This is a genomic window from Pseudomonas sp. NMI760_13 (assembly GCF_021283245.1).
Taxonomy (GTDB): Bacteria; Pseudomonadota; Gammaproteobacteria; order Pseudomonadales; family Pseudomonadaceae; genus Aquipseudomonas; species Aquipseudomonas peradeniyensis.
The window spans coordinates 1-23,565 of record NZ_JAJSRC010000048.1 but is presented as its reverse complement, the minus strand read 5'-3'; the positions used below and the strand labels follow the sequence as shown (position 1 = coordinate 23,565).

Genomic DNA, 23,565 nt, shown 5'->3' with positions numbered 1-23,565 from the left:
CGGCCAAGCGCTGAGCGTTCCTGTAGGAGCGGCCTTGTGCCGCGAAAGGGCTGCAAAGCAGCCCCAGGATCTCAGCAGCAAAGCAGATATTGCCGGGGTCGCTTTGCGACCCTTTCGCGGCACAAGGCCGCTCCTACAGGGATCGCGCAAGGCTTAAGCCAGCCGTTGCCCCGAATCCGGTACGATCAGGATCCCGGCGCGCAGCCCGTTCTTCACCTTGGGGTTGGGGAAGATGATTCGCGCGCCCTCCTCCTCCACCACCCAGCGCGTCTCGGCCAGGTCTTCGGCCAGCAGGTAGCCCTTGCTGAGCTCGGAGAAATTTTCGATGTCCGCCGGCAGGTGCAGGTGGAAGCTGTCGCTGTGCTTGATGATCTCGCGGGCGACGCTGAACAGCTTCAGGCTATCGAGCGAGTCGCCGGTCTCAGGCTCGGTACCTTCGATGATCTGGATGAGGCGTTCTTCGAGCTTGTCGAGATTGACGCCTTCGTTCTGCCCAAATGGCCGCGCCTTGCCCAATTCGAGGGTAAAGGCCTCGGCCTCCAGCTGCTCATAGGTGAAGGCACTGAAAGTAATCGAAGACTTGCTCTGCAACAGCACTGCCTCCATCCCTGCCGCAGCCAGGCGCGCCAGTTCACGTCGGGAATGCGTGCGGCCCTCCTTGTAGGGATACAAGGCGAACTGCTCGATCTTGGACCCGCGGATGGCAGTATGCAGGTCGTAATGCAAACGAGTGCGCTCAGGCTTGCTGAAGAACACCCGGGCGAACTGCTCAAGCTCCGCGGCGCGCAGCGCCTCGAAGCCACTGGAGAGTTCGTGGCGGCCATTGAACAGGCGGTTGATGTCCTGCTCGATGAAGCGCTCGCCCTTGCGGATCGCCGCCGGGTTGCCGAACAAAAACAGCACCCGCGCACGCGGCTTGATCTTGCCGTTGGCCACGCCGTGCAGCAGCCTTTCGAGCAACTCGATCGGCGCCGTCTCGTTGCCATGGATACCGGCCGACAACAGCAGGTCGAGCCCGCAATCCTCACCTTCGGGCGGGCGCACTTCCAGTGCGCCCTCCCCCAGCCAGCGCAAACGCACGCCCCGGGTGGTCACTTGGGTCTTCTCGGCCGGTTCGTGATCGGTCAGGGTCAGCTCAAGCAGTTTGCCGAGGGCGAGCATAGGCGCTTCCTTAGTGGTGGTGGCCGCAGTCCGGGCCGTGGACGTGGTCGTCGTCACCGGCAACGTCGGCCGGTTCCATTTCCAGTTGCAGGCTGACCAGGTTGGTGGCCATCGGGCGCAGCAGCAGGTTGGCGTACTCGGTGTCGTCTTCCTCGACATCGACGCCGATCAGCAGCTGGCCGCGGCCGTCCTGCTGGATCCACACTTCCTTGCCTTGCCAGACCACGGCAAAACGGGTGCACGAGGTTTCCAGTTGGGTGCCGTCTTCATCTTCCAGGATCAGGCGCAGGGCGTCGGACATTGCAATTTCTCTCTATCAAGGTTGGCGTTGGAACGGATACACCGAGCCCAGCTTGAGGATCTGGGTCAGGTCATCCAGGGCCGTGCGGCATTCCACCAGCAGCTGCGGGTCGGCCAGGTCCGCTTCGCCGAGGCGATCGCGGTAGTGCTTGTCGACCCACTGCACCAGGGTGTCGTACAGCGAGGCGGTCATGATAACGCCTGGATTGACCGCCGCCAGTTCGTTTTCCTTCAGCGCCACGCGCAGACGCAGGCAAGCCGGGCCGCCACCGTTCTGCATGCTCTGCTTGAGGTCAAAAACCTTGACCTCCTTCACCGGGCCGCCCTGGCTGGTCAGCTGGCTCAGATAAGCCCAGACGCGCTCGTTGTTGCGGCACTCCTCCGGCACCACCAGCAGCATCGAACCGTCTTCGCGGCTGAGCAGCTGGCTGTTGAACAGGTAGGAACGCACCGCGTCCTCCACCGTCACCGCCGCGCGCGGCACGCAGATACCCTGGAAGTTGCCGCCCTTGCTGGCCAGTTTAGCCTGCAGCTGGCCGAGCACGGCGTCGGTCTCGAGGAACGCGTCCTCGTGGTAGAACAGCACCTCGCCGTTGCCCACCGAAATCACGTCGTTGTGGAACACGCCCTGATCGATCACCGCCGGATTCTGTTGAGCGTAGACCACGCCTTCATCGCTCAGCCCATGCAGGCGAGCGACGGCCTGGGAGGCTTCCAGGGTCTGGCGCGCCGGATACTTCTGCGGCGCGGGATAGCGGCTGTCGAAAGCGCTGCGGCCATAGACGAAGAACTCGACGCCGGCCTCGCCATAAGCGCGGCAGAAGCGGGTGTGGTTGGCCGCGCCTTCGTCGCCGAACTGGGCAACCGCCGGCAGCGCCTCATGGTGGGCGAAGACCTTGTCATCGCTGAACATGGCGCCCAGCACGCGGCTGGTGGTCGGGTGCTCGATGCTGCGGTGGTACTTGCAGTTGAGATTGGCGGCGGTGAAATGCACGCGACCATCGGCGGTATCGGCGCTGGGGCTGACGGTGGCGGCGTTGGCCACCCACATGCTCGAGGCCGAGCAACTGGCGACCAGCAGCGGCATGGCGTCTTTGGCCGCACGCTGGATCACTTCGGCATCGCTGCCGGTGAAGCCCAGGCGACGCAGCGCGGCCACGTCCGGACGTTCCTGCGGGGCCAGCACGCCCTGCTGGAAGCCCATTTCCATCAGCGCCTTCATCTTCGCCAGGCCCTGGCGCGCCGCCTCGCGCGGGTTGGAACCCTGCTGGCTGTTGCTCTGCGAGGCCACGTTGCCGTACGACAAGCCGCCGTAGTTGTGGGTCGGCCCCACCAGGCCATCAAAATTCACTTCAAAGGATTTCATCGGCAAGGCTCCGAGACCTGTTGTTATAGGGTGACGCCCGGCGTCAGGGTCGCCGGCAGTGCAAGGCTCGCGGTCTCCAGCGAAGCCACGGGGTAGGCGCAGTAGTCCGCCGCGTAGTAGGCGCTGGCGCGGTGGTTGCCGCTGGCGCCGACGCCACCGAACGGCGCGCTGCTGGCGGCACCGGTCAGCTGCTTGTTCCAGTTGACGATGCCGGCGCGGCTGCGCAGCCAGAAGTGCTGGTAGCGGGCGTTGGAGTCCGACAGCAGCCCAGCGGCCAGGCCGTACTGGGTGTTGTTGGCCTCCTCGATCGCCGCGTCGAAGTCGGCGTAGCGGATCACCTGAAGCAGCGGGCCGAAGAACTCTTCGTCCGGGCGCTCGGCCACGGCGCTGACATCGATGATGCCCGGCGTGAGCAAGGCAGCGCCGGCCTGTGGCTGGGTCATCTCCAGCAATGCCACGGCGCCCTTGCCGAGCAGCTCGGCCTGGGCCGCCAGCAGTGCGCGAGCGGCCTGCAGAGAGATCACCGACCCCATGAACGGTGCTGGCTGCTGATCGAAGGCGCCGACGCTGATGCCACGGCTCACCTCGACCAGGCGCGCGATCAGTCGGTCGCCCCAGGCTCCCTGCGGCACCAGCAGACGGCGGGCGCAGGTGCAACGCTGACCGGCGGAGATAAAAGCCGACTGGATGATGGTGTACACCGCCGCGTCCAGATCCTTGACCTCGTCGACCACCAGCGGGTTGTTACCGCCCATTTCCAGGGCGAGGATCTTGTCCGGGCGGCCGGCGAACTGCTGATGCAGCAGGTTGCCGGTGCGGCTGGAACCGGTGAAGAACAAGCCATCGATACCCGGGTTGCCAGCCAGCGCCACGCCGGTTTCGCGGGCGCCCTGGACCAGGTTGAGCACGCCGGCCGGCAAGCCGGCCTCGATCCAGCACTGCACCGTCAGCTCGGCGACCTTGGGGGTCAGCTCGCTGGGCTTGAACACCACGCAGTTGCCGGCCAGCAACGCCGGAACGATATGGCCGTTGGGCAGGTGGCCGGGGAAGTTGTACGGGCCGAACACCGCCACCACGCCATGGGGCTTGTGCCGCAACACGGCGGTGGCATCGGCCAGCGGGCCGCTCTTCTCACCGGTGCGCTCGCGGTAGCTCTGCACCGAGATGGCGACCTTGTTGACCATGCTGGTCACTTCGGTGGCCGACTCCCACAGGGGCTTGCCGGTTTCTTCGCCGATGCAGCGCGACAGCGCCTCGGCATTGGCCTTGAGCTTCTCGGCGAAGGCCTCCAGCACGCTGATGCGCGCCTCCAGGCTCAGCGATGCCCAGGCCGGGAACGCCTGGCGGGCGGCCTGCACGGCGGTTTCGACCTGGGCGGCGTCGGCGCCCTGCCCTTGCCAGATCAGCGCCTGGGTGACGGGGTTGAGCGACTGCAGGGTTTCACCCTGGCCGGCCAGCCAGTGGCCTGCGATGTAATGCGTGTTCATTTACTGGGCCTCCCGACCGGCGGACAGCGGCACGGCGCGGACATTGTCGCCGGCGCCCAGGCGCAGGCGCTTGGCGGTCTGCGGATCGACCACCAGGGTGCCTGCCGCCAGGCGCGCCGGTGCGGCGGTGATGCGGCAGTCTTCGCGCTTGCGGTTGTGAATGATGTAAGGGGTGGCGTCGTCACCCGGGGTGCCGACGGCCAGTACCAGGGTCTCGCTGTCACGCACGGCGCGGATCTTCGAGGTCTCGCACTCGATGGCGGGACCTGCGTCGAAGATGTCGACGTAGCCCTGGTAGTTGAAGCCTTCGCGCTTGAGCATGGCCAGCGCAGGCTCCGTGTCGGTGTGCACGCGGCCGATGACGCTGCGCGCCGCTTCCGAGAGGAAGCAGGTGTACAGCGGGAACTTGGGCATCAGTTCGGCGATGAACGACTTGTTGCCCACGCCGGTGAGGTAGTCGGCCTGGCTGAACTCCATCTTGAAGAAGTGCCGGCCCAGGCTCTCCCAGAAGGGCGAACGGCCTGCCTCGTCGGACATGCCGCGCATCTCGGCGATGATCTTGTTGCCGAACAGCTGCGGGAACTCGGCGATGAACAGCATCCGCGCCTTGGACAGCAGACGGCCATTGAGGCCACTGCGGTAGTCGCTGCGCAGGAACAGCGAGCACAGCTCGGAGTTGCCGGTCAGGTCGTTGGCCAGGAACAGCGTGGGGATCTCGCGGTAGATGTTCAGCTCCTGCGAGGCGCTGACGGTCAGGCCGACCCGGTAGTTGTACCAGGGCTCGCGCAGGCCGACGGCACCGGCGATGGCACTGATGCCGACCACCATGCCTTCGTCGTTCTCCAGCACGAACAGGTAGTCGGTGTCGCCGCGCTCGGCTTCGCCGCGAAAGCTTTTCTCGGCCCAGCCGACCCGTTGGCCGAGGCGCTCCTCGTTGGCCGGCAGCGTGGTCAGGCCGGTGGTGCCGGTGCTGCGGGCCAATTCGATCAGCGCGGGTAAATCGCTGCTGCGTACAGGACGAACGATCATGCTATCTCCTTGTGCGGCGGTCTGTGCCTGCCGCGAAACTCTCTGTTCCGGCGGTTCAGACCGCGACCAGGCGCACGCTGGCGCCTTCGCCGACACCCAGGGCCTCGGCGGCTTCGCCGCTCAGGCTGACCGGCTTGCCCGGCACCCAGTCCAGCTCCAGCAGCACGGCGCGGTAATCCTGCAACTGGCCGTTGCACACCAGGTACGGACGGCCGCCCTTGACTGGCGTCTCGTCGAGCTTGACCGGCACCACCCGGCTCTGGGCGATGGAGCGGATGCCCGAGGCGCGGGCGTGCAGGGTCGGGCCGCCGTCGAAGATGTCGATGTAATGCTCGGTCTCGAAGCCTTCGCGCATGAGGATGTCGAAGGTAATCTGCGCCCGCGGGTGCACCTGGCCCATGGCCTCCTGCGCCTCGTCGGCCAGCAGCGGCACGTAGATCGGGTAGTGCGGCATCAGTTCAGCGAGGAAGGTGCGGCTCTTCAGGCCGCACAGGCGCTCGGCGTCGGCGTAGTTGAGGTCGAAGAAGTTGCGGCCGATGGCGTCCCAGAACGGCGACTCGCCCTGCTCGTCGCTGTAGCCGACGATCTCGGTCACCACCGACTCGGCGAAGCGCTCGGGGTGCGCGGCCATGAACAGCAGGCGGCCCCGTGAGTTGAGCTCGGCGAAGGCGCTGCTCACCAGTTCCGGCACCACGTAGAAACTGGTCAGCAGGCTGTTGCCGGTGAGGTCGTGGCACAGCGACAGGACGTGAATCTTGTTGTGGATCTTCAGCTCGCGGGAGGCGTGCACGAAGGTCTCGTTGCGAAAGCTGTAGAACGGCTCGGAGTAGCCGGCCGAAGCGACGATGGCCGAGCAGCCGACCAGCTTGCCGGTGGCGCTGTCCTCAAGCACGAAGAAGTAGCTCTCTTCGCCATTGAAGCTGACCTCGGCAGCGAACGAGGTTTCCGAGGCGGCGATCTTGTCGCCCAGGCGGCCGGCGTCATCCGGCAGCGAGGTGACACCAATGGGGCTGTCGGCAGCCATGCGCTGCACTTCGTTCAGATCAGCCATTTGCGCGGGGCGCATCACCAGCATGGTGTCACTCCTTTCGGGAAAGCGGGCCGATCACATCGGCACGGAAAAACGGCGGGCACGCGCCACCACCTGCAAGCAGGTGCCCGCACTGGAATTCGGGTATCGCCAGCCCCTTCTCGGGGCCGGCGAAGGGCGATCAGCCCTTGATCAGTTTTGCCACGGCGCGTTCGAAACGATCCAGGCCTTCGTCGATGTCGGCATCCTCGACCACCAGGCTCGGGGCGAAGCGCACCACGTCGGGACCTGCCTGCAGGACCATCACGCCTTCTTTCTCGGCGGCGTTGAGGATGTCCTTGGCCTTGCCTTTCCAGGCCTCGCTCAGCACGCAGCCGATCAGCAGGCCGACGCCACGCACCTGGGTGAACAGGCCGGTTTGCTGGCCGATGTTCTCCAGACGAGTCTTGAAGCGCTCATGCTTGGCCTTGATGCCCGCCAGGGTTTCCGGGGTGTTGATCACATCCAGCACCGCGCAGGCAACGGCGCAGCCCAGCGGGTTGCCACCGTAGGTGGTGCCGTGGGTGCCGACGGCCAGGTGCTTGGCCAGGTCGCTGGTGGTCAGCATGGCGCCGATCGGGAAGCCGCCGCCCAGGCTCTTGGCGCTGGTGAGGATGTCCGGGGTGACGCCGTAGTGCTGGTAGGCGTACAGCGAGCCGGTACGGCCGACACCGGTCTGGACTTCGTCGAAGATCAGCAGGGCGTTGTGCTCGTCGCACAGTTTGCGCGCGCCCTCCAGGTAGGCCTGGTCGGCCGGGACCACGCCGCTCTCGCCCTGGATCGGCTCAATGACCACGGCGCAGGTCTTGTCGGAAATCTGCGCTTTCAGCGCTTCCAGGTCGTTGTACGGCACATGGCTGATGCCGGTGATCTTCGGACCGAAGCCGTCGGAGTATTTGGGCTGGCCACCGACGCTGACGGTGAACAGGGTGCGACCGTGGAAGCTGTTCACGGTGGCGATGATTTCGTGCTTCTCGGGGCCGAAGCGGTCGTGGGCGACGCGACGGGCCAGCTTGAAGGCGGCCTCGTTGGACTCGGCACCAGAGTTGCAGAAGAACGCACGCTCGGCGAAGGTCGCGTCCACCAGCTTGTGCGCCAGGCGCAGGGCCGGCTCGTTGGTGAACACGTTGGAGACGTGCCAGAGGGTGTTGGCCTGCTCGGTGAGCGCCTTGACCAGCGCCGGATGGCAGTGGCCCAGGGCATTAACCGCGATGCCGCCGGCGAAGTCGATCAGCTCGCGACCGGTCTGGTCCCAGACTCGGGAACCCTCGCCTCGCACAGGAATGAACGCCGCCGGGGAGTAGTTGGGAACCATGACCTGGTCGAAATCGGCACGTTGCACCGGGGCTTGCTCAACGGACATCTGAGTCTCCTGAAGAGGAACGCTGGCCTGGAAGTGGCGAGCGATGAAGGGATTGTAAGGACTGATCGGCGCCTGTCCTTGCTGCCAGGCGACAACTTGTTACAGCGCCAAACCGTGTTTTCACGCGGTTTTCGGCAATGCGACAAACAGTGTCGCAATCGCGCAGTGTAACGGGAGATAGGAATCGGGTGAACGACCGTTCACATATGAAAAGAGGTTGCCTGCACCGGCCTCTTCGCGGGTAAACCCGCTCCCACAGGATGGCACCGTACCTGAAAACAGCAGATTACCTGTGGGAGCGGGTTTACCCGCGAAGAGGCCGGCACAGGCACTAGAGAAATCAGCCCCGCTCGACCGGCGCCGAACTCAGCTCGAACGGGCTGCTGCTGCGCCGCTGGTTACGGTCTTCACGCGGTGTGGCGCCAAAGAAATTGCGGTACGCACTGGAGAAATGCGGCCCCGAGGAGAAACCGCAGGACAATCCGATCTGGATGATCGACTTGCTGGTCTGCATCAGCATCTGCCGTGCCTTGTTCAGGCGCAGCTCCAGGTAATACTGACTGGGCACGCGATTGAGGTACTGCTTGAAGATCCGCTCCAGCTGGCGACGGGACACGCACACATGCTGGGCGATCTCGTCGGTGGTCAGCGGCTCCTCGATATTGGCCTCCATCAGCAGCACCGCCTGGGTGAGCTTGGGATGGCTGGAGCCCAGGCGATTCTGCAGCGGAATGCGCTGGCGCTCGCCCCCTTCACGGATACGCTCGACCACCAGCTCTTCCGACACCGCGCCCGCCAGCTCCGCGCCATGATCGCGCGCAAGCACCGCCAGCAGCAGGTCGGTCACCGCCATGCCGCCGCAGGCAGTCAGGCGATCACGGTCCCAGTCGAACAGGTGGCTGGTGGCGATCACCTTGGGGAAGCGCTCGGCGAAATCATCCTGCCAACGCCAGTGCACCGCGGCGCGGTAGCCATCAAGCAGGCCCAGCGCCGCCAGCGGGTACACCCCAGCAGACAGGCCGCCGATCATGCAACCGCTGCGCGCCAGCTGCTTGAGCGCGGCGGACAGCGACGAGCCGATGGCCGTCGGCGGCTCGTCGGCCAGCAGGAACAGCTTGTGGCAACCCTCCAGACGACCGTTCCAGGCCTCGCCCGGCAGGCGCCAGGCACCCTCCTGCACGGCTTCGGCCTGCAGATAGGCCAGCTCGTAGACCACGTCCGGATGCACCCGCTGGGCCACCTGCAGCACCTCTTCGGCCAACGCCAGGGTCAGCGGCTTGGTGCTTGGCCAGATGAGAAATCCGATTCGCTGGGTGGTCATAGGGCGTGGTCCGAAACCTGGAAGGAAAGGTTCGCGCTTGTGGCGCCAGGGCATGCCGCGCGGATGGCGCAGCATGCCCCATTATGGTGCAAATTTGCAGCGATTACTTCAGGCTGCCGGAAAGGAACTGCTTGAGGCGCTCGGACTGCGGATTGACCAGCACCTCGCGCGGGCAGCCGCGCTCCTCCACCAGCCCCTTGTGCAGGAACACCAGCTGGTTGGACACCTCGCGGGCAAAGCCCATCTCGTGGGTGACCACCACCATGGTGCGGCCTTCCTGGGCCAGCGACTGCATGACCTTGAGCACATCGCCCACCAGCTCCGGGTCGAGCGCCGAGGTCGGCTCGTCGAACAGCATCACCTCAGGCTCCATGGCCAGGGCGCGGGCAATGGCCACGCGCTGCTGCTCGCCGCCGGACATGTGGCCGGGGAAGGCATCCTTGCGATGGGACACGCCGACCTTGGCCAGGTAGTGCTCGGCCTTCTCCAGCGCTTCCTTCTTGTTCACGCCCAGCACATGCACCGGCGCCTCGATGACGTTCTCAAGCGCCGTCATGTGCGACCACAGGTTGAAATGCTGGAACACCATCGACAGGCGCGAGCGCATGCGCTGCAGCTGTTTCGGATCGGCGGCCTTGAGCGCGCCGTCCTTGCCGGCCACCAGCTTGAGCTCTTCGTTGTTGAGCAGGATCTTGCCCGCGTGCGGCTGCTCCAACAGGTTGATGCAGCGCAGGAAGGTCGATTTGCCCGAGCCGCTGGAGCCGATAATGCTGATCACGTCGCCTGCCTTGGCTTCGAGGGAGACGCCCTTGAGCACCTCATGGCTGCCGTAGCGCTTGTGCAGGTCTTGGATTTGAAGTTTGTACATGCTGTCGGATCTCACAGAGCGGTCAGTGCTTGCGCGGCGCCAGGTAGCCGAGCCAGCGGCGTTCGGCCATCTTGAACAGGCGCACGAGGATGAAGGTCAGGCACAGGTAGAACACGCCCGCCGTGATGTAGGCCTCGAAAGGCAGGTAGTACTGGGCGTTGACCGTGCGCGCGGCACCGGTGATGTCGATCAGGGTGACGATCGACGCCAGGCTGGTGGTCTGCAGCATCATGATCACTTCGTTGCTGTACTGCGGCAGCGCCCGGCGCAGGGCCGACGGCAGGAGGATGCGGCGGTACATCTTCATGCGCGACATGCCGATGGCCTTGGCCGCCTCGATCTCGCCATGGGGCGTGGCCTTGAGGCTGCCAGCGATGATCTCGGCGGTGTAGGCACTGGTGTTGACGGCGAAGGCCAGGCAGGCGCAGAAGGTCGCGCTGGACAGCCACGGCCACAGGAAGCTCTCGCGCACTGCCTCGAACTGGGCCAGGCCGTAGTAGATCAGGAACAACTGCACCAGCATCGGCGTGCCGCGGATCACGTAGGTGTACAGCCAGGCACTCATGTTCACCAGCGGCTGCTTGGAGACGCGCATCAGGCCCAGCGGAATTGCCGCCAGCAGGCCGAACAGCAGCGACAGCGCCAGCAGCTTGAGGGTGGTCAGCAGGCCGCCCAGGTACAGCGGCAGGGCCTCCCAGATGACGTTGTAGTCGAAGATCATAGTTCAGCCGCCTTGACGCCCACCGAGTAGCGCTTCTCGAGATACTTCAGCGCCAGCAGCGAGACACTGGTCAGCACCAGGTACAACGCCGCCACCGCGAGGAAGAAGGTGAAGGGTTCGCGGGTGGCGTCCGCCGCCTGCTTGGCCTTGAACATCATGTCCTGCAGACCGACCACCGAAATCAGCGCGGTCGCCTTGGTCAGCACCAGCCAGTTGTTGGTGAAGCCCGGGATCGCCAGGCGGATCATCTGCGGCACCATGATCCGGAAGAACACCTGGACACCGCTCATGCCGTAGGCCGCACCCGCCTCGGCCTGCCCCTTGGGAATCCCCAGGAAGGCGCCGCGGAAGGTTTCCGAGAGGTAGGCACCGAAGATGAAGCCCAGGGTGCCGATGCCGGCGACCAGGGGGTTCAGGTCGATGTAGTCGTCATAGCCGAGCAGCGGCGCCACCCGGTTGATGATGTCCTGGCCACCGTAGAAGATCAGCAGGATCAGGACCAGGTCAGGGATGCCACGGATCACCGTGGAATACAGATCCCCCAGCCAGGCCAGCCAGCGCACCGGCGACAAGCGCAGCGCCACGCCGATCAGGCCGAGGACGATGGCCAGGGCCATCGACGACAGGGCGAGCTGCAGCGTCAGCCACGCTCCGTCGAGGATGACTGCCCCATAGCCTTTCAACATGATTCGAATTCCTCAGGGCTTGGGAATGAAAAATGGTGCAAACCTCAGAGCTTCTGCTGTTTGCACCATTGCACAGGTGAAACTCGATGGCTTACTTCGAGTCTGGACCGTAGATGTCGAAGTTGAAGTACTTCTTCTCGATCTCTTTGTATTTGCCGTTGGCACGGATCGCGTCGATGGCGGCGTTGATGCGGTCGGCGTTGGCCTTGTCACCCTTGCGCAGGGCGATGCCGATACCGTCACCGAAGTACTTGGAATCGGTGAAGGCCGGGCCTACGAAGGCAAAGCCCTTGCCGGCGTCGGTTTTCAGGAAACCGTCTTCGAGCAGGGTGGCGTCGGCCACGGTACCGTCAAGACGACCGGCGGCGACGTCCAGGTAGATTTCGTTCTGGGTGCCGTAAGGCACGACGGTGGCGCCTTGCGCGCCCAGGACTTCCTTGGCGAAGCGATCATGGATCGAGCCGCGCTGCACGCCGATCTTCTTGCCCTTGAGCTCAGCCAGGCTGTCGCTGACGGTGGTGCCTTCCTTCATGACCAGGCGCGCCGGGGTCAGGTAGTAGCGCTTGGTGAAGTCGACCGACTTCTTGCGATCGTCGGTGATCGACATGGACGACAGGATGGCGTCGATCTTGCGCACTTTCAGCGCCGGGATCAGGCCGTCGAACTCCTGCTCGATCCAGGTGCACTTGGCTTTCATCTCTTCGCACAGGGCGTTGCCGATGTCGTAGTCGAAGCCGGCGAGGCTGCCATCAGGCTGCTTGAAGGCGAAGGGTGGGTAGGCGGCCTCGATACCGATCTTCAACGGCTTTTCATCGGCCTGCGATACCAGGGAAAACACGGAAAGCGCCAGGGCGCCAAGCAGTGCGAGCTTCTTCATCAGGTAACTCCATCGGTACGGGGCAATACAAGGCAGTTGTAACGGCTGCCCGATATGCGAATGGGTACAGCGCGAGCCGCGCAGGTTTCGACCAAGGTCGCAGACCACGAGCGAGTGAGTGGCATTCTAGCGACAGCCCGATGGTCGATATTTCTTCAAAGCGACAACTAATTACAGAAGCGCCAGGAACCGCGGCGGGCGATATTGACAGCTCCTGCGAGATATGCAAGAGCAAAAGAGAAATAACCTATACCCAAAGCAATAAGCGGGCCCATTATTGGCAAAGCCTTGTATTCCGGCAAGCGCAGCGTGCGACCCTGCACAAAATGCTCGCAGGAATGCACTCAAATGGCACATGAATGTTTCCACAAGCCCCGCATTTGGGCGAAATCGGTGACAGCCAGGGTTACCGATGAATGTCGGAGTAACAGTCTGCATCAGTAAAGCAAAAACCCCGCCGGGTGTGGGCGGGGCTTTTACTGATGGCCTGATCGCGGGGCAAGCCCGCTCCCACGACCTTCAGGAGCCGACTTGCCGCGACGCTTCGACTCAGGCGGTGGCCAGGCTCATCGCCTTGTGGGTGTCGATCAGGTGCTGCACCACCCCTGGGTCGGCCAGCGTGGAGATATCACCCAGCGCGTCGTACTCGCCGGTGGCGATCTTGCGCAGGATGCGGCGCATGATCTTGCCCGAACGGGTCTTCGGCAGCCCCGGCGCCCACTGGATCACATCCGGCGAGGCGATCGGGCCGATTTCCTTGCGCACCCAGTTCTTCAGCTCAAGGCGCAGTTGCTCGCTCGACTCCTCGCCGGCATTGAGGGTGACATAGACATAGATGCCCTGCCCCTTGATATCGTGCGGCACGCCCACCACCGCCGCTTCGGCGACCTTCGGATGCGCCACCATCGCGCTCTCGATCTCGGCGGTGCCCATGCGGTGTCCGGAGACGTTGAGCACGTCGTCGACGCGACCGGTGATCCAGTAGTAGCCGTCTTCGTCGCGACGGGCACCGTCACCGGTGAAGTACATGCCACGGAAGGTCTTGAAGTAGGTGTCGACGAAACGGTCATGATCGCCGTACAGCGAGCGCGACTGGCCCGGCCAGGAGTCGAGGATCACCAGGTTGCCCTCGGCGGCGCCCTCGATCAGGTTGCCCAGGTTGTCCACCAGCGCCGGCACCACGCCGAAGAACGGGCGGGTCGCCGAGCCAGGCTTCAGTGCGGTGGCGCCTGGCAGTGGGCTGATCAGCACACCGCCAGTCTCGGTCTGCCACCAGGTATCGACGATCGGGCAACGCTCCTTGCCGACGGTCTTGTAGTACCAGTTCCAGGCCTCGGGGTTGATCGGCTCGCCCACCGAGCCCAGCAGGCGCAGGCTGGAGCCATCGGCACCGACCACCGCCGCTTCACCTTCGGCCATCATGGCGCGAATGGCGGTTGGCGCGGTGTAGAGGATATTGACCTTGTGCTTGTCGACGATCTTCGACACCCGGGTGATGTCCGGGTAGTTCGGCACTCCTTCGAACAGCAGCGTGGTGGCGCCGTTGGCCAGCGGGCCGTAGACAATGTAGCTGTGACCGGTGACCCAGCCCACGTCGGCGGTGCACCAGTAGACCTCGCCCGGACGGTAGTCAAACACGCGCTCGTGGGTCAGCGCGGCATACACCAGGTAACCGCCAGTGGTGTGCAGCACGCCCTTGGGCTTGCCGGTGGAGCCGGAGGTATAGAGGATGAACAGCGCCTCCTCGGCGCCCATCTCTTTCGGCGCGCAGTGGCTGGAGGCAACCTTCATCAGGTCTTCGTACCAGATGTCGCGATGCTGGTGCCAGGCGATGTCGCCACCGGTGCGCTTGCACACGATGATCTTCTGCACACTGCTGGTTTCAGGGTTGGTCAGGGCCAGGTCGACGTTGGCCTTGAGCGGGGTACGGCGGCCGCCGCGCAGGCCTTCGTCGGCGGTGATCACCACTTTCGACTTGCAGTCGATGATGCGACCGGCCAGCGCCTCCGGCGAGAAGCCGCCGAACACCACCGAGTGGATCGCACCGATGCGGGCGCAGGCCAGCATGGCGACCACTGCCTCGGGAATCATCGGCATATAGATGGTGACCACGTCGCCGCGGTGCACGTCCTGGCCACGCAGGGCGTTGGCGAACTTGCAGACCTGCTCGTGGAGCTCGCGGTAGGTGATGTTGCGGTGTTCGGAAGGGTCGTCGCCCTCCCAGATGATCGCCAGCTGGTCGCCGCGCTCTTCGAGGTGGCGGTCCAGGCAGTTGTAGGAAACGTTCAGAGTGCCGTCGGCGAACCACTTGATATCGACATGGTGGTCGTCGAACGAGGTCTGCTTGACCTTGGTGAAAGGCTTGATCCAGTCCAGACGCTGGGCCTGCTCGCGCCAGAAGCCGTCCGGGTTGATCACCGATTGCTGGTACATGGCCTTGTAGGTGGCCTCGTCGGTCAGGGTACTGGCCGCAACCTCGGGACGAACGGGATACAGTGGAGCCGCACTCATCTGTGTTACCTCGGTGTAATAGTTGTTTTTGTATGGAACCGTTTGTAACTGTACCAGAGCGGCCAAGGCCATTCGACGTTGGTAGTAACACGACGGGCCGTCGACTCACCAATCAGGCGCGACCGCTCTAGTACATGGCATGCAGCCATCTCCGAGAGGAAAAGACAGGGTTTCGACGGGGATTGTTACAGATTCTGTCAAAAGACTTTATCAAAACCCCCTCTGTTTCAGCCGTGGGCGCCTCCCTAAAATTCATCTCGCCAGCAACGGCAACGCGATTAACTTGGTAACAGCCCCCACGCAGGCAGCGTTAATCCGTACCTCATCCCGATAGTTGAAACTTGCTGTACTCGCGGCGCCATAAGCGCCGCGTGCCCCCTCACGACCTTAGACAGGTAACTTGAAAATGAAAGCTTTACTGGTATTGGTACTTGGCGGTTTTTGCGGCGCGGCATTGGCCGGCGAAGCAAAAGATGTCGAGCAGATTCCGGTTGAACAGTACAGTTATTCGCAGCACCTGGACATCGCCCGCGTCATCTCCATGAGCGAAGTGCCGAACGTCTGTGAAGTGGTGCCGGCCCGCATGACCTACGAGGACTCCCAGGGCCAGAAGCACATTCTCGAATACCGCGTGATGGGGAACGGTTGTTCCAACGGCTGAGGCCATAGGTATATCGCGGGGCAAGCCCGCTCCCACTCCGACCGCGCCAACCTCAAGCCTTGCGCGATCCCTGTAGGAGCGGCCTTGTGCCGCGAAAGGGCGGCGTAGCGGCCCCGGGTTTTCAGCAGCATGCCAAGATCGTCGGGGCCGCTTTGCGGCCCTTTCGCGGCACAAGGCCGCTCCTACAGCGACAAGTGTAACTTTCAAGGTAGTTAGCCACCCTCACTCCACCGACTTGTTCAGCGAATAATCCCGCAACTTGTTGGCAATGGTCGTATGGGAAACTCCCAATCTTTTCCCCAACGCCCGGCTACTTGAAAACTCGCTCATCAAACTTTCCAATACCGCCTTTTCAAACCGCCCGACAATTTGCGAAAGATCGCCCTCCAGGGAAAACTCGCCCAATGGCTGGCGTGCGCCATAATCCGGTAAACGGATATGTTCGCTCTTCACCACCCCGCCCTCGCACAACGACACCGCCTGGAACAGCACGTTCTCCAACTGGCGCACGTTGCCCGGCCAATGATATTGAGCAAGCTTGTCCATCGCCGCCGGCGCCAGGCGCGGCATCGGGCAGCCGATCTGCCGGCTGGCCTGGTCAAGGAAGTGCTGCACCAGCCCCTCCAGGCCATCCATGCATTCGCGCAGCGGCGGAATGTGCAGCGACAGCACGTTGAGGCGATGGTAGAGGTCCTGTCGGAACTCGCCCCGGGCGCACAGCTCGGACAGATCGACCTGGGTCGCGCAGATCACCCGCACATCCAGGTACACCTCCTCGTCACTGCCGACCCGGCGGAAACAGCCATCCTGCAGGAAGCGCAGCAACTTGACCTGCAAGCGCGGGCTCATCTCCCCGACGCCATCGAGGAACAGCGTGCCACCGGCGGTAAGCTCCAGCAGCCCCAGCTTGCCTTCGGCCCGTGCGCCTTCGAACGCCCCTGGGCCATAGCCGAACAGCTCGGTCTCGGCCATCGACTCCGGCAGGCCGGCGCAGTTGAGCGCCATCAGCGGCGCCTGGCCACGAGGGCTGGCCAGATGGCAGGCGCGCGCCAGCAATTCCTTGCCGGTACCGGTCTCGCCCTCGATCAGTAGCGGCGCATCCAGCGGCGCCATGCGCCGCGCCTCGCGCACCACCGCAGCCATCACCCGCGAGCTCTGGAAGATGCTGTCGAAGCCACGCAGCTCCTGCTTGCGCACGTTGTAGATGCGCTCGCCGATGCGATCGGCGCGATGCAAGGTGATCACCGCGCCCGCCAGGGCCTCGCTGTCATCATGCTCCGACTGCAACGGCGCGATATCGGCGAGGAACACATCGCCCTTGACCTTGATGCGCAGGCCGTTGATCCGCGACTTGTTGGCGCGGATCAGCTCCGGCAGGTCGAAGTCCTCGACATAGCGCGACAACGGAATGCCCGGCACCTCGTCCACCCGCACCCCGAGCAACTGCGCCGCGCCACGGTTGGCGGCAACGATGCTGCCGCCCATGTCGATCGACAGCACCGGGAAGTCCAGCGCGCCCAGCAGCGCATTGAGTTCCATGTGCCGGCGCTCGCTGGGCATCAGGCCGACGCGCTTGACCCCGAACACCCCGGCGATCGACTCGAACTTCGGCCGCAGGGCCTGGAACTGCAGGTTGATCAGGTTCGGGCAATGCAGATAGATGGCGTTGCCGTGATCCCCCCCCACCTCGCCGCGCAGCACGTTGATGCCGTACTCCACCAGCAGGTTGAGGATGTCCCGCAGGATGCCGATGCGGTTCTGGCAGTGCACTTTGATACGCATGAAGGCTCTCGAAGCGGCCAGGTTTTTACCCGGCGCGCGGAAAAGTCGTAAAGATAAGCTGACAAAATCAACCTTCTGCCCAGCTCGACACCCGTGATTTTCCGGGATAAGGGTATTTTTGTAAAATTATCGTTACGAATTCAGGATGAGCGGCGACGATTAACTGCCCTTCACCCCAGTGCAAAGCAGCGTTTGTAGGGATATTCCTAAGGTATGTCCTGTACATAACAAGAACGCCCTCACCAGGAGAGCCACATGAAACAGACGCAATACGTGGCACGCGAGCCCGATGCGCATGGTTTTATCGACTACCCGCAGCAAGAGCATGCGGTGTGGAACACCCTGATCACTCGCCAACTGAAAGTGATCGAAGGCCGGGCATGCCAGGAATACCTGGACGGCATCGAGCAGCTCAAGCTGCCCCATGACCGCATCCCCCAGCTCGGCGAAATCAACAAGGTGCTGGGCGCCACCACCGGCTGGCAGGTCGCCCGCGTGCCGGCGCTGATCCCCTTCCAGACCTTCTTCGAGCTGCTGGCCAGCAAGCGCTTCCCGGTCGCCACCTTCATCCGCACCCCGGAAGAACTGGACTACCTGCAGGAGCCCGACATCTTCCACGAGATCTTCGGCCACTGCCCGCTGCTGACCAACCCCTTCTTCGCCGAATTTACCCACACCTACGGCAAGCTGGGCCTGGCGGCGACCAAGGAACAGCGTGTGTACCTGGCGCGCCTGTACTGGATGACCATCGAGTTCGGCCTGATGGAGACCGCGCAGGGTCGCAAGATCTATGGCGGCGGCATCCTCTCCTCGCCGAAGGAGACCGTCTACAGCCTGTCCGGCGAGCCGGAGCACCAGGCCTTCGACCCGATCGAGGCCATGCGCACGCCGTACCGCATCGATATCCTGCAGCCCCTGTACTTCGTCCTGCCGAACATGAAACGCCTGTTCGACCTGGCCCACGAAGACATCATGGCCATGGTCCACCAGGCCATGCAGCTGGGCCTGCACGCACCGAAGTTTCCACCCAAGGTCGCCGCCTGAGCGCCCCTGTCGATAACAACTCAAACCGGAAAACACCCATGAATGCCTTGAACCAAGCCCACTGCGAAGCCTGCCGCGCCGATGCGCCGAAAGTCAGCGACGAGGAACTGCCGGTATTGATCCGGCAGATCCCGGACTGGAACATCGAAACCCGCGACGGCCACATGGAGCTCGAGCGCGTGTTCCTGTTCAAGAACTTCAAGCACGCCCTGGCCTTCACCAACGCCGTCGGCGAGATCGCCGAAGCCGAAGGCCATCACCCGGGCCTGCTGACCGAGTGGGGCAAGGTCACCGTGACCTGGTGGAGCCACTCGATCAAGGGCCTGCACCGCAACGACTTCATCATGTGCGCGCGCACCGACGAGGTCGCCAAAACCGCCGAAGGGCGCAAGTGATGCACTTCGCGGCCATCGGACGGGTCCCTGGCGACCCGATCCTGGGGCTGATGGAGGCCTACGCCCGCGACGACAATCCGGCCAAGTTCGACCTGGGGGTCGGCGTGTTCAAGGACGCCCAGGGCCTGACGCCGATTCCCGCAGCGGTCAAGCAGGCCGAGCAGCGCCTGGTCGAACGCCAGGCCACCAAAAGCTACATCGGTGGCCATGGTGACGCGGCGTTCGGGCGCCTGATCAGCGAACTGGTGCTGGGCAGCGAATCGCCGTTGCTGGCCAGCCAGCGCGCCGGTGCCACCCAGACCCCGGGCGGCACCGGCGCCCTGCGCCTGGCGGCGGAGTTCATCGCCCATTGCCTGCCGGGGCGTGGCATCTGGCTGAGCGACCCGACCTGGCCGATCCACGAGACGATCTTCGCCGGCGCCGGGCTCAAGGTGTCCCACTACCCCTACGTGGGCAAGGACAACCGCCTTAACGTCGACGGCATGCTCGCCGCGCTGGAACAGGCACCGGAAGGCGACGTGGTGCTACTGCACGCCTGCTGCCACAACCCGACCGGCTTCGACCTGGGCCAGGACGACTGGCGCGCGGTACTCGACATCGTCAAGCGCCGCAACCTGCTGCCACTGATCGATTTTGCCTACCAGGGCTTCGGTGACGGCCTGGAGGAAGACGCCTGGGCGGTGCGCCTGTTTGCCGCCGAACTGCCGGAACTGCTGGTCACCAGCTCCTGCTCGAAAAACTTCGGCCTGTACCGCGATCGCACCGGCGCCCTGCTGGTGTGCAGCCACGATGCCGAGAAACTGCTGGATGTGCGCAGCCAATTGGCGTTCATTGCGCGCAACCTGTGGTCGACGCCACCGGACCATGGTGCCGCAGTGGTCGCCGAGATCCTCGGTGATCCGGCGCTCAAGGCGCTGTGGGTCGAGGAAGTGAACGCCATGCGTCAGCGCATTGCCGAGCTTCGCCAGGGCCTGGTGCAGGCGCTGGCGCCACACGGCCTGGCCGAGCGCTTCGCGCACATCGCCGCGCAACGCGGGATGTTCTCCTACACCGGGCTGAACCCCGAGCAAGTGCGCCTGCTGCGTGAACGGCACAGTGTGTACATGGTCGGTACCGGCCGGGCGAACATCGCCGGGGCGGATGCACGACGCCTGGAGCAACTGGCGGCGGCCATCGCCGACGTCTGTCGCTGAAATCAGGCAGTTGTAGCGTGGGAGCGGGCTTGCCTCGCGATAGTGCTATCGCGGGGCAAGCCCGCTCCCACGCCCCCTCCTGACGTACCCCTTGACCGATATCCGCCCGCTAAAACCGACCAGCGCCCGGCAAAAATCTCAAACTGTCATCCAGACTGCTGTATCCTGCCCCAGCTTTTCGAAGCCACACATGCGCCCTGGCGCCGCCTTTTCACTCACACTTGCGAGGAACGACGAGATGCATGAAATCCCGAATCTTCCCTTCCCAAGCCTGAACCCCGAAGAGCAATCCGTTGCCGCCCACGCCGAACCGACGCCCGCCGTCGACCAGGACGGTGACGATCAATCCAGCGCCGACCAGGAATAATCGCGCACCCCACCCGACTGTGTGAAAACGGCTGACCTGCGGGACATCCCCGTCATCGCGTTTTCACACCGTCCAGAAGCCCTACCGAAGACTTCCATACCCGACTTACCGCACCCCCATTGCGGTCACCCTGCAAGTCGTTTCCATCAAACCCGCTCCCACAGGTACAGCACCGCCATCAAAGGCAGCGACGATCCTGTGGGAGCGGGTTTACCCGCGAAGAGGCCTGCACCGAATGACGCGCCTCAGCGCTGCGCGTACTGCAACACCACCTCCAGCGGATGGCGCAACTGCTTCTCGGTCATGCGCTTGACTTGGCTGCGACACGAATAACCGGTCGCCAACGCCTCGCCCTGCTTGTCCAGCTTGGTCGCCCAGGACTGCTCGAAGATGGTCCTCGAGGTTTCCTGGTTCCGCGCTTCATGCCCATAGGTACCGGACATGCCGCAGCAGCCGGTGGCCTCGGTGACCAGCTTCAACCCCAGGCGGGCGAACACCTGCTCCCACTGCCGGGTACTGGCCGGCACATTGGTCTTCTCGGTGCAGTGGGCCATCAGGCGGAAGCTGTCGGCCTTGACCGGCGCCTGCTCGGGCAGCACGTTCATCAGCCATTCCTGGGGCAACAGCACCGACGGGCACTCCACGCCATCGACCTTCTGGTACTCCTGGCGATAGACCAGGGTCATCGCCGGGTCCAGCCCCACCAACGGCACGCCGCAGTCGGCCAGGGTCTTGAGCTGGGTGGCGTTGCGGATCGCCGCCTTGGCGAAGGCACCGAGGAAACCCTGCACGTGCAACGGCTTGCCGTTGGCGCTGTAAGGCGCGAGGAATACCTTGTGCCCCAGGCGATGGGCCAGCTCGATGAACGAGGCCAGCAGTGGCGTCTCGAAATAGCGGGTGAAGGCGTCCTGCACCAGCACGATGCTGCGTTCGCGCTGGGCCGGGGTCAGCTCGCGCAGGGCCGGCACGCTCGCCACCTGGACGCGGCAACGGGTCAGGGTGGCCTGGAAGTTGAAGCGGCTGATCAGCGGGCTGTCGACCATGCCGATCTTGTCCGCCAGCAACCTGCTCACCCACTTCGAGCCCATCACCGCGTTGTACAGGCCCGGTGCATGGGCCAGGTACGGGATGGTGAATTCCAGCGAACCGATCAGGTAATCGCGCAGCGGACGCTGGTAGCGGCCGTGGTACAGCTCGAGGAAGCGCGAGCGGAAGTCCGGCACATTGACCTTGATCGGGCACTGCCCCGCGCAGGACTTGCACGCCAGGCAGCCGGCCATGGCGTCGTACACCTCGTGGGAGAAGTCTTCCTGGCGCGCACGGCTGTTACGCAAGCGCGCCGGCAGCCTTTTGAACCAGGACGCCTTGCGCTGGGCGGCGGCGAGCACATCGATGTTCGCTTCGCCCTGCAGGCGCAGCCATTCGCGGATCAGCGAAGCGCGCCCCTTGGGTGAGTGCTGGCGTTCGCGGGTGGCCTTCCACGACGGGCACATGGCGTCGTTGGGATCGTAGTTGTAGCAGGCGCCGTTGCCGTTGCAGTGCACGGCGCTGCCGAAGCTTTGCCAGACGCGTTCGTCGATACTGCGGTCAAGGTCACCGCGCAGGGTCACGCCATCCACCGGGGTCAGGCCTTCGGCGCTGTCCGGCGGGGTGCAGATCTTGCCCGGGTTGAGCTGGTTGTGCGGATCGAAGGCGCCCTTGAGGCGCTGCAGTGCCGGGTACAACGCGCCGAAGTATTCCGGCACGTACTCGGAGCGCAGGCCTTTGCCATGCTCGCCCCAGAGCAGGCCGCCATAGCGCTGGGTCAGCGCCGCCACGGCATCGGAGATCGGCTTGACCAGCGCGGCCTGGGCCGGATCCTTCATGTCCAGCGCTGGGCGCACGTGCAGCACGCCGGCATCGACATGGCCGAACATGCCGTAGGCCAGGCCGTAACCGTCGAGCAGCGCGCGGAAGTCGGCGATGTAGTCAGCCAGTTGCTCCGGCGGCACGGCGGTGTCCTCGACGAACGGCTGTGGCCGCACCTCGCCTTCGACGTTGCCCAGCAGCCCCACCGAACGCTTGCGCATGGTGTAGACCCTGGTGACCGCCTCGGCGCCCTCCGCCAGGGTATGCCCCAGGCGCTCGACGCTGGTGTCGCGCTGCAGGTGCGCGACAAACGCCTCGACCCGGGCATTGACCTCGGCCGGCTCGTCGCCGCAGAACTCCACCAGGTTGATGCCCAGCGTCGGGCGCTCGGCATCGGCCGGGAAGTACTCGGCGACGCTGTGCCAGACGATGTCCTTCATCGCCAGCATCAGCACCTTGGAGTCAACGGTCTCGATCGACAGCGGCTTGTGCGCCATCAGCGCGTTGGCATCGCGCAGGGCGTCCATGAAGCTGGTGTAGCGTACGTTGACCAGCACCGCGTACTTCGGGATCGGCAGCACATTGAGCTTGGCCTCGACCACATAGCCCAGCGAGCCTTCGGCGCCGCACAGCACGCTGTTGAGGTTGAAGCGGCCCTGCTCGTCGCGCAGGTGCGCCAGGTCGTAGCCGGTCAGGCAGCGGTTGAGCTTGGGGAAGGTGCTTTCGATCAGCCCGGCCTGGGTTTGCTGGATCTCGCGGGCCATGCGGTACACCTCGCCGACCCGGCCGGGCGCGGCGCAGGCCTGCTCCAGGGCCGCGTCGTCGATCGGCAGGCTGTGCAGGCGCTCGCCACCAAGCAGCACGCTGTGCAGCTCGAGCACGTGGTCGCGAGTCTTGCCATAGGTGCAACTGCCCTGGCCGCTGGCGTCGGTGTTGATCATGCCGCCGACGGTGGCGCGGTTGGAGGTCGAAAGCTCCGGCGCGAAGAACAGCCCATGGGACTTGAGCGCGGCGTTGAGCTGGTCCTTGACCACGCCCGCCTGGACCCGCACCCAGCGCTGCTCGACGTTGATCTCGAGAATGCTGTTCATGTGCCGCGACAGGTCGACGACGATGCCGTCGGTCAGCGACTGGCCGTTGGTGCCGGTGCCGCCACCACGCGGGGTCAGCTTGATGTCGCGAAAGCGTGGCTCGGCCATGAGCGTGGCAACCCGCGCCACATCGTCGGCATCCAACGGGAACACCGCCGCCTGGGGCAGCCGCTGGTAGATGGAGTTGTCGGTGGCCAGCACGGTACGGGTGCCGTAGTCGGCACTGATCTGGCCACGGAAGCCGCTGTTCTTCAGGGCTTCGAGGAATTCAGGGTAATGGGCGGCGGGCGCGCGGGGCGGCAGCTGGGCGATCATCGAAGGATGGCCTCTATTCGATATTGGCTAGTTCACGGGTTCCAGGCATTGCAACATCTCGTGGGAGCGGGCTTGCCCCGCGATGGCGCCATCGCGGGGCAAGCCCGCTC

20 protein-coding genes are annotated in these 23,565 nt (G+C 64.3%); 5 read left to right on the top strand and 15 right to left on the bottom strand.

What is annotated here, in order from left to right; all coding sequences use genetic code 11:
• Window positions 1-153: 153 nt before the first annotated feature.
• The 13 genes from astE to acs all read right to left on the bottom strand — a co-directional run bounded on the left by astE (window position 154) and on the right by acs (window position 14,759).
• Window positions 154-1,161: a succinylglutamate desuccinylase gene (gene astE, locus LU671_RS28395; RefSeq protein ID WP_232857741.1), complete on the bottom strand. Its 1,008-nt coding sequence runs from the start codon at window positions 1,159-1,161 to the stop codon at window positions 154-156.
• 10 nt (window positions 1,162-1,171) lie between these two features.
• Window positions 1,172-1,462 carry a hypothetical protein gene (locus LU671_RS28390; RefSeq protein ID WP_011534960.1) on the bottom strand — a complete coding sequence of 97 codons (291 nt, stop codon included), beginning with the start codon at window positions 1,460-1,462 and terminating at the stop codon, window positions 1,172-1,174.
• Window positions 1,463-1,477: 15 nt separating this feature from the next.
• Window positions 1,478-2,827: an N-succinylarginine dihydrolase gene (gene astB, locus LU671_RS28385; RefSeq protein WP_232857740.1), complete on the bottom strand. Its 1,350-nt coding sequence runs from the start codon at window positions 2,825-2,827 to the stop codon at window positions 1,478-1,480.
• Window positions 2,828-2,850: 23 nt separating this feature from the next.
• Window positions 2,851-4,314, bottom strand: a complete 1,464-nt coding sequence (gene astD, locus LU671_RS28380) for a succinylglutamate-semialdehyde dehydrogenase (protein ID WP_232857739.1) — start codon at window positions 4,312-4,314, stop codon at window positions 2,851-2,853.
• On the bottom strand, window positions 4,315-5,343 hold the full coding sequence (astA, locus tag LU671_RS28375) for an arginine N-succinyltransferase (protein ID WP_232857738.1): 1,029 nt from the start codon (window positions 5,341-5,343) through the stop codon (window positions 4,315-4,317). It abuts the gene before it with no gap.
• A 55-nt stretch (window positions 5,344-5,398) separates the two neighbouring features.
• A complete protein-coding gene (gene aruF / locus LU671_RS28370) occupies window positions 5,399-6,418 on the bottom strand; it encodes an arginine/ornithine succinyltransferase subunit alpha (RefSeq protein WP_203651541.1) in 1,020 nt (339 codons plus the stop codon).
• A gap of 136 nt (window positions 6,419-6,554) precedes the next feature.
• Entirely contained in the window at window positions 6,555-7,775 is a 1,221-nt protein-coding gene (locus LU671_RS28365; protein WP_203651539.1) for an aspartate aminotransferase family protein, read from the bottom strand.
• A gap of 340 nt (window positions 7,776-8,115) precedes the next feature.
• The gene (gene argR, locus LU671_RS28360) at window positions 8,116-9,096 is read right to left on the bottom strand and encodes a GlxA family transcriptional regulator (protein WP_203651537.1); all 981 of its coding nucleotides are present in this window, start codon (window positions 9,094-9,096) and stop codon (window positions 8,116-8,118) included.
• Window positions 9,097-9,199: 103 nt separating this feature from the next.
• A complete protein-coding gene (locus tag LU671_RS28355) occupies window positions 9,200-9,964 on the bottom strand; it encodes an ABC transporter ATP-binding protein (protein ID WP_023630946.1) in 765 nt (254 codons plus the stop codon).
• A gap of 22 nt (window positions 9,965-9,986) precedes the next feature.
• Entirely contained in the window at window positions 9,987-10,685 is a 699-nt protein-coding gene (locus LU671_RS28350) for an ABC transporter permease (protein ID WP_203651534.1), read from the bottom strand.
• Window positions 10,682-11,371: an ABC transporter permease gene (locus LU671_RS28345; RefSeq protein WP_028691070.1), complete on the bottom strand. Its 690-nt coding sequence runs from the start codon at window positions 11,369-11,371 to the stop codon at window positions 10,682-10,684. The genes LU671_RS28350 and LU671_RS28345 overlap by 4 nt, the downstream gene beginning before the upstream one ends.
• Window positions 11,372-11,462: 91 nt before the next feature.
• Window positions 11,463-12,248, bottom strand: a complete 786-nt coding sequence (locus LU671_RS28340; RefSeq protein WP_203651530.1) for an ABC transporter substrate-binding protein — start codon at window positions 12,246-12,248, stop codon at window positions 11,463-11,465.
• A gap of 549 nt (window positions 12,249-12,797) precedes the next feature.
• Window positions 12,798-14,759 carry an acetate--CoA ligase gene (gene acs / locus LU671_RS28335; protein WP_232857737.1) on the bottom strand — a complete coding sequence of 654 codons (1,962 nt, stop codon included), beginning with the start codon at window positions 14,757-14,759 and terminating at the stop codon, window positions 12,798-12,800.
• Between the two features lie 406 nt (window positions 14,760-15,165).
• On the opposite strand from acs, the gene LU671_RS28330 reads away from it, so the two are divergent.
• Complete coding sequence (locus LU671_RS28330) at window positions 15,166-15,420, top strand: DUF2790 domain-containing protein (protein ID WP_023630669.1); 255 nt, start codon at window positions 15,166-15,168, stop codon at window positions 15,418-15,420.
• 222 nt (window positions 15,421-15,642) lie between these two features.
• On the opposite strand, the gene LU671_RS28325 is transcribed toward LU671_RS28330, so the two are convergent.
• Window positions 15,643-17,202 (bottom strand): sigma-54-dependent transcriptional regulator, encoded by a 1,560-nt coding sequence (locus tag LU671_RS28325; RefSeq protein WP_232857736.1) that lies wholly within the window; start codon window positions 17,200-17,202, stop codon window positions 15,643-15,645.
• A 255-nt stretch (window positions 17,203-17,457) separates the two neighbouring features.
• Between LU671_RS28325 and phhA the strand changes: the two genes are divergently transcribed.
• The 4 genes from phhA (at window position 17,458) to LU671_RS29500 (ending at window position 20,201) form a co-directional block, all read left to right on the top strand.
• A complete protein-coding gene (gene phhA / locus LU671_RS28320) occupies window positions 17,458-18,246 on the top strand; it encodes a phenylalanine 4-monooxygenase (RefSeq protein ID WP_062360651.1) in 789 nt (262 codons plus the stop codon).
• Window positions 18,247-18,284: 38 nt separating this feature from the next.
• On the top strand, window positions 18,285-18,641 hold the full coding sequence (locus LU671_RS28315; protein WP_203651524.1) for a 4a-hydroxytetrahydrobiopterin dehydratase: 357 nt from the start codon (window positions 18,285-18,287) through the stop codon (window positions 18,639-18,641).
• Window positions 18,638-19,834, top strand: coding sequence for an amino acid aminotransferase (locus LU671_RS28310; protein ID WP_232857735.1), 1,197 nt, complete (start codon window positions 18,638-18,640; stop codon window positions 19,832-19,834). Before LU671_RS28315 ends, LU671_RS28310 begins: the two co-directional genes overlap by 4 nt.
• 238 nt (window positions 19,835-20,072) lie before the next feature.
• Entirely contained in the window at window positions 20,073-20,201 is a 129-nt protein-coding gene (locus tag LU671_RS29500) for a hypothetical protein (protein WP_256582346.1), read from the top strand.
• A gap of 245 nt (window positions 20,202-20,446) precedes the next feature.
• Here LU671_RS29500 and ydiJ read toward each other — a convergent pair whose 3' ends face one another.
• A complete protein-coding gene (gene ydiJ, locus LU671_RS28305; protein WP_232857734.1) occupies window positions 20,447-23,455 on the bottom strand; it encodes a D-2-hydroxyglutarate dehydrogenase YdiJ in 3,009 nt (1,002 codons plus the stop codon).
• Between the last annotated feature and the right edge of the window lie 110 nt (window positions 23,456-23,565).

What these genes read in the sequence shown, in the direction of transcription:
- astE (WP_232857741.1), bottom strand. Translation starts at nt 1,161, where the DNA reads ATGCTCGCCCTCGGCAAACTGCTTGAGCTGACCCTGACCGATCACGAA.
- LU671_RS28390 (WP_011534960.1), bottom strand. Translation starts at nt 1,462, where the DNA reads ATGTCCGACGCCCTGCGCCTGATCCTGGAAGATGAAGACGGCACCCAA.
- astB (WP_232857740.1), bottom strand. Translation starts at nt 2,827, where the DNA reads ATGAAATCCTTTGAAGTGAATTTTGATGGCCTGGTGGGGCCGACCCAC.
- astD (WP_232857739.1), bottom strand. Translation starts at nt 4,314, where the DNA reads ATGAACACGCATTACATCGCAGGCCACTGGCTGGCCGGCCAGGGTGAA.
- astA (WP_232857738.1), bottom strand. Translation starts at nt 5,343, where the DNA reads ATGATCGTTCGTCCTGTACGCAGCAGCGATTTACCCGCGCTGATCGAA.
- aruF (WP_203651541.1), bottom strand. Translation starts at nt 6,418, where the DNA reads ATGCTGGTGATGCGCCCCGCGCAAATGGCTGATCTGAACGAAGTGCAG.
- LU671_RS28365 (WP_203651539.1), bottom strand. Translation starts at nt 7,775, where the DNA reads ATGTCCGTTGAGCAAGCCCCGGTGCAACGTGCCGATTTCGACCAGGTC.
- argR (WP_203651537.1), bottom strand. Translation starts at nt 9,096, where the DNA reads ATGACCACCCAGCGAATCGGATTTCTCATCTGGCCAAGCACCAAGCCG.
- LU671_RS28355 (WP_023630946.1), bottom strand. Translation starts at nt 9,964, where the DNA reads ATGTACAAACTTCAAATCCAAGACCTGCACAAGCGCTACGGCAGCCAT.
- LU671_RS28350 (WP_203651534.1), bottom strand. Translation starts at nt 10,685, where the DNA reads ATGATCTTCGACTACAACGTCATCTGGGAGGCCCTGCCGCTGTACCTG.
- LU671_RS28345 (WP_028691070.1), bottom strand. Translation starts at nt 11,371, where the DNA reads ATGTTGAAAGGCTATGGGGCAGTCATCCTCGACGGAGCGTGGCTGACG.
- LU671_RS28340 (WP_203651530.1), bottom strand. Translation starts at nt 12,248, where the DNA reads ATGAAGAAGCTCGCACTGCTTGGCGCCCTGGCGCTTTCCGTGTTTTCC.
- acs (WP_232857737.1), bottom strand. Translation starts at nt 14,759, where the DNA reads ATGAGTGCGGCTCCACTGTATCCCGTTCGTCCCGAGGTTGCGGCCAGT.
- LU671_RS28330 (WP_023630669.1), top strand. Translation starts at nt 15,166, where the DNA reads ATGAAAGCTTTACTGGTATTGGTACTTGGCGGTTTTTGCGGCGCGGCA.
- LU671_RS28325 (WP_232857736.1), bottom strand. Translation starts at nt 17,202, where the DNA reads ATGCGTATCAAAGTGCACTGCCAGAACCGCATCGGCATCCTGCGGGAC.
- phhA (WP_062360651.1), top strand. Translation starts at nt 17,458, where the DNA reads ATGAAACAGACGCAATACGTGGCACGCGAGCCCGATGCGCATGGTTTT.
- LU671_RS28315 (WP_203651524.1), top strand. Translation starts at nt 18,285, where the DNA reads ATGAATGCCTTGAACCAAGCCCACTGCGAAGCCTGCCGCGCCGATGCG.
- LU671_RS29500 (WP_256582346.1), top strand. Translation starts at nt 20,073, where the DNA reads ATGCATGAAATCCCGAATCTTCCCTTCCCAAGCCTGAACCCCGAAGAG.
- ydiJ (WP_232857734.1), bottom strand. Translation starts at nt 23,455, where the DNA reads ATGATCGCCCAGCTGCCGCCCCGCGCGCCCGCCGCCCATTACCCTGAA.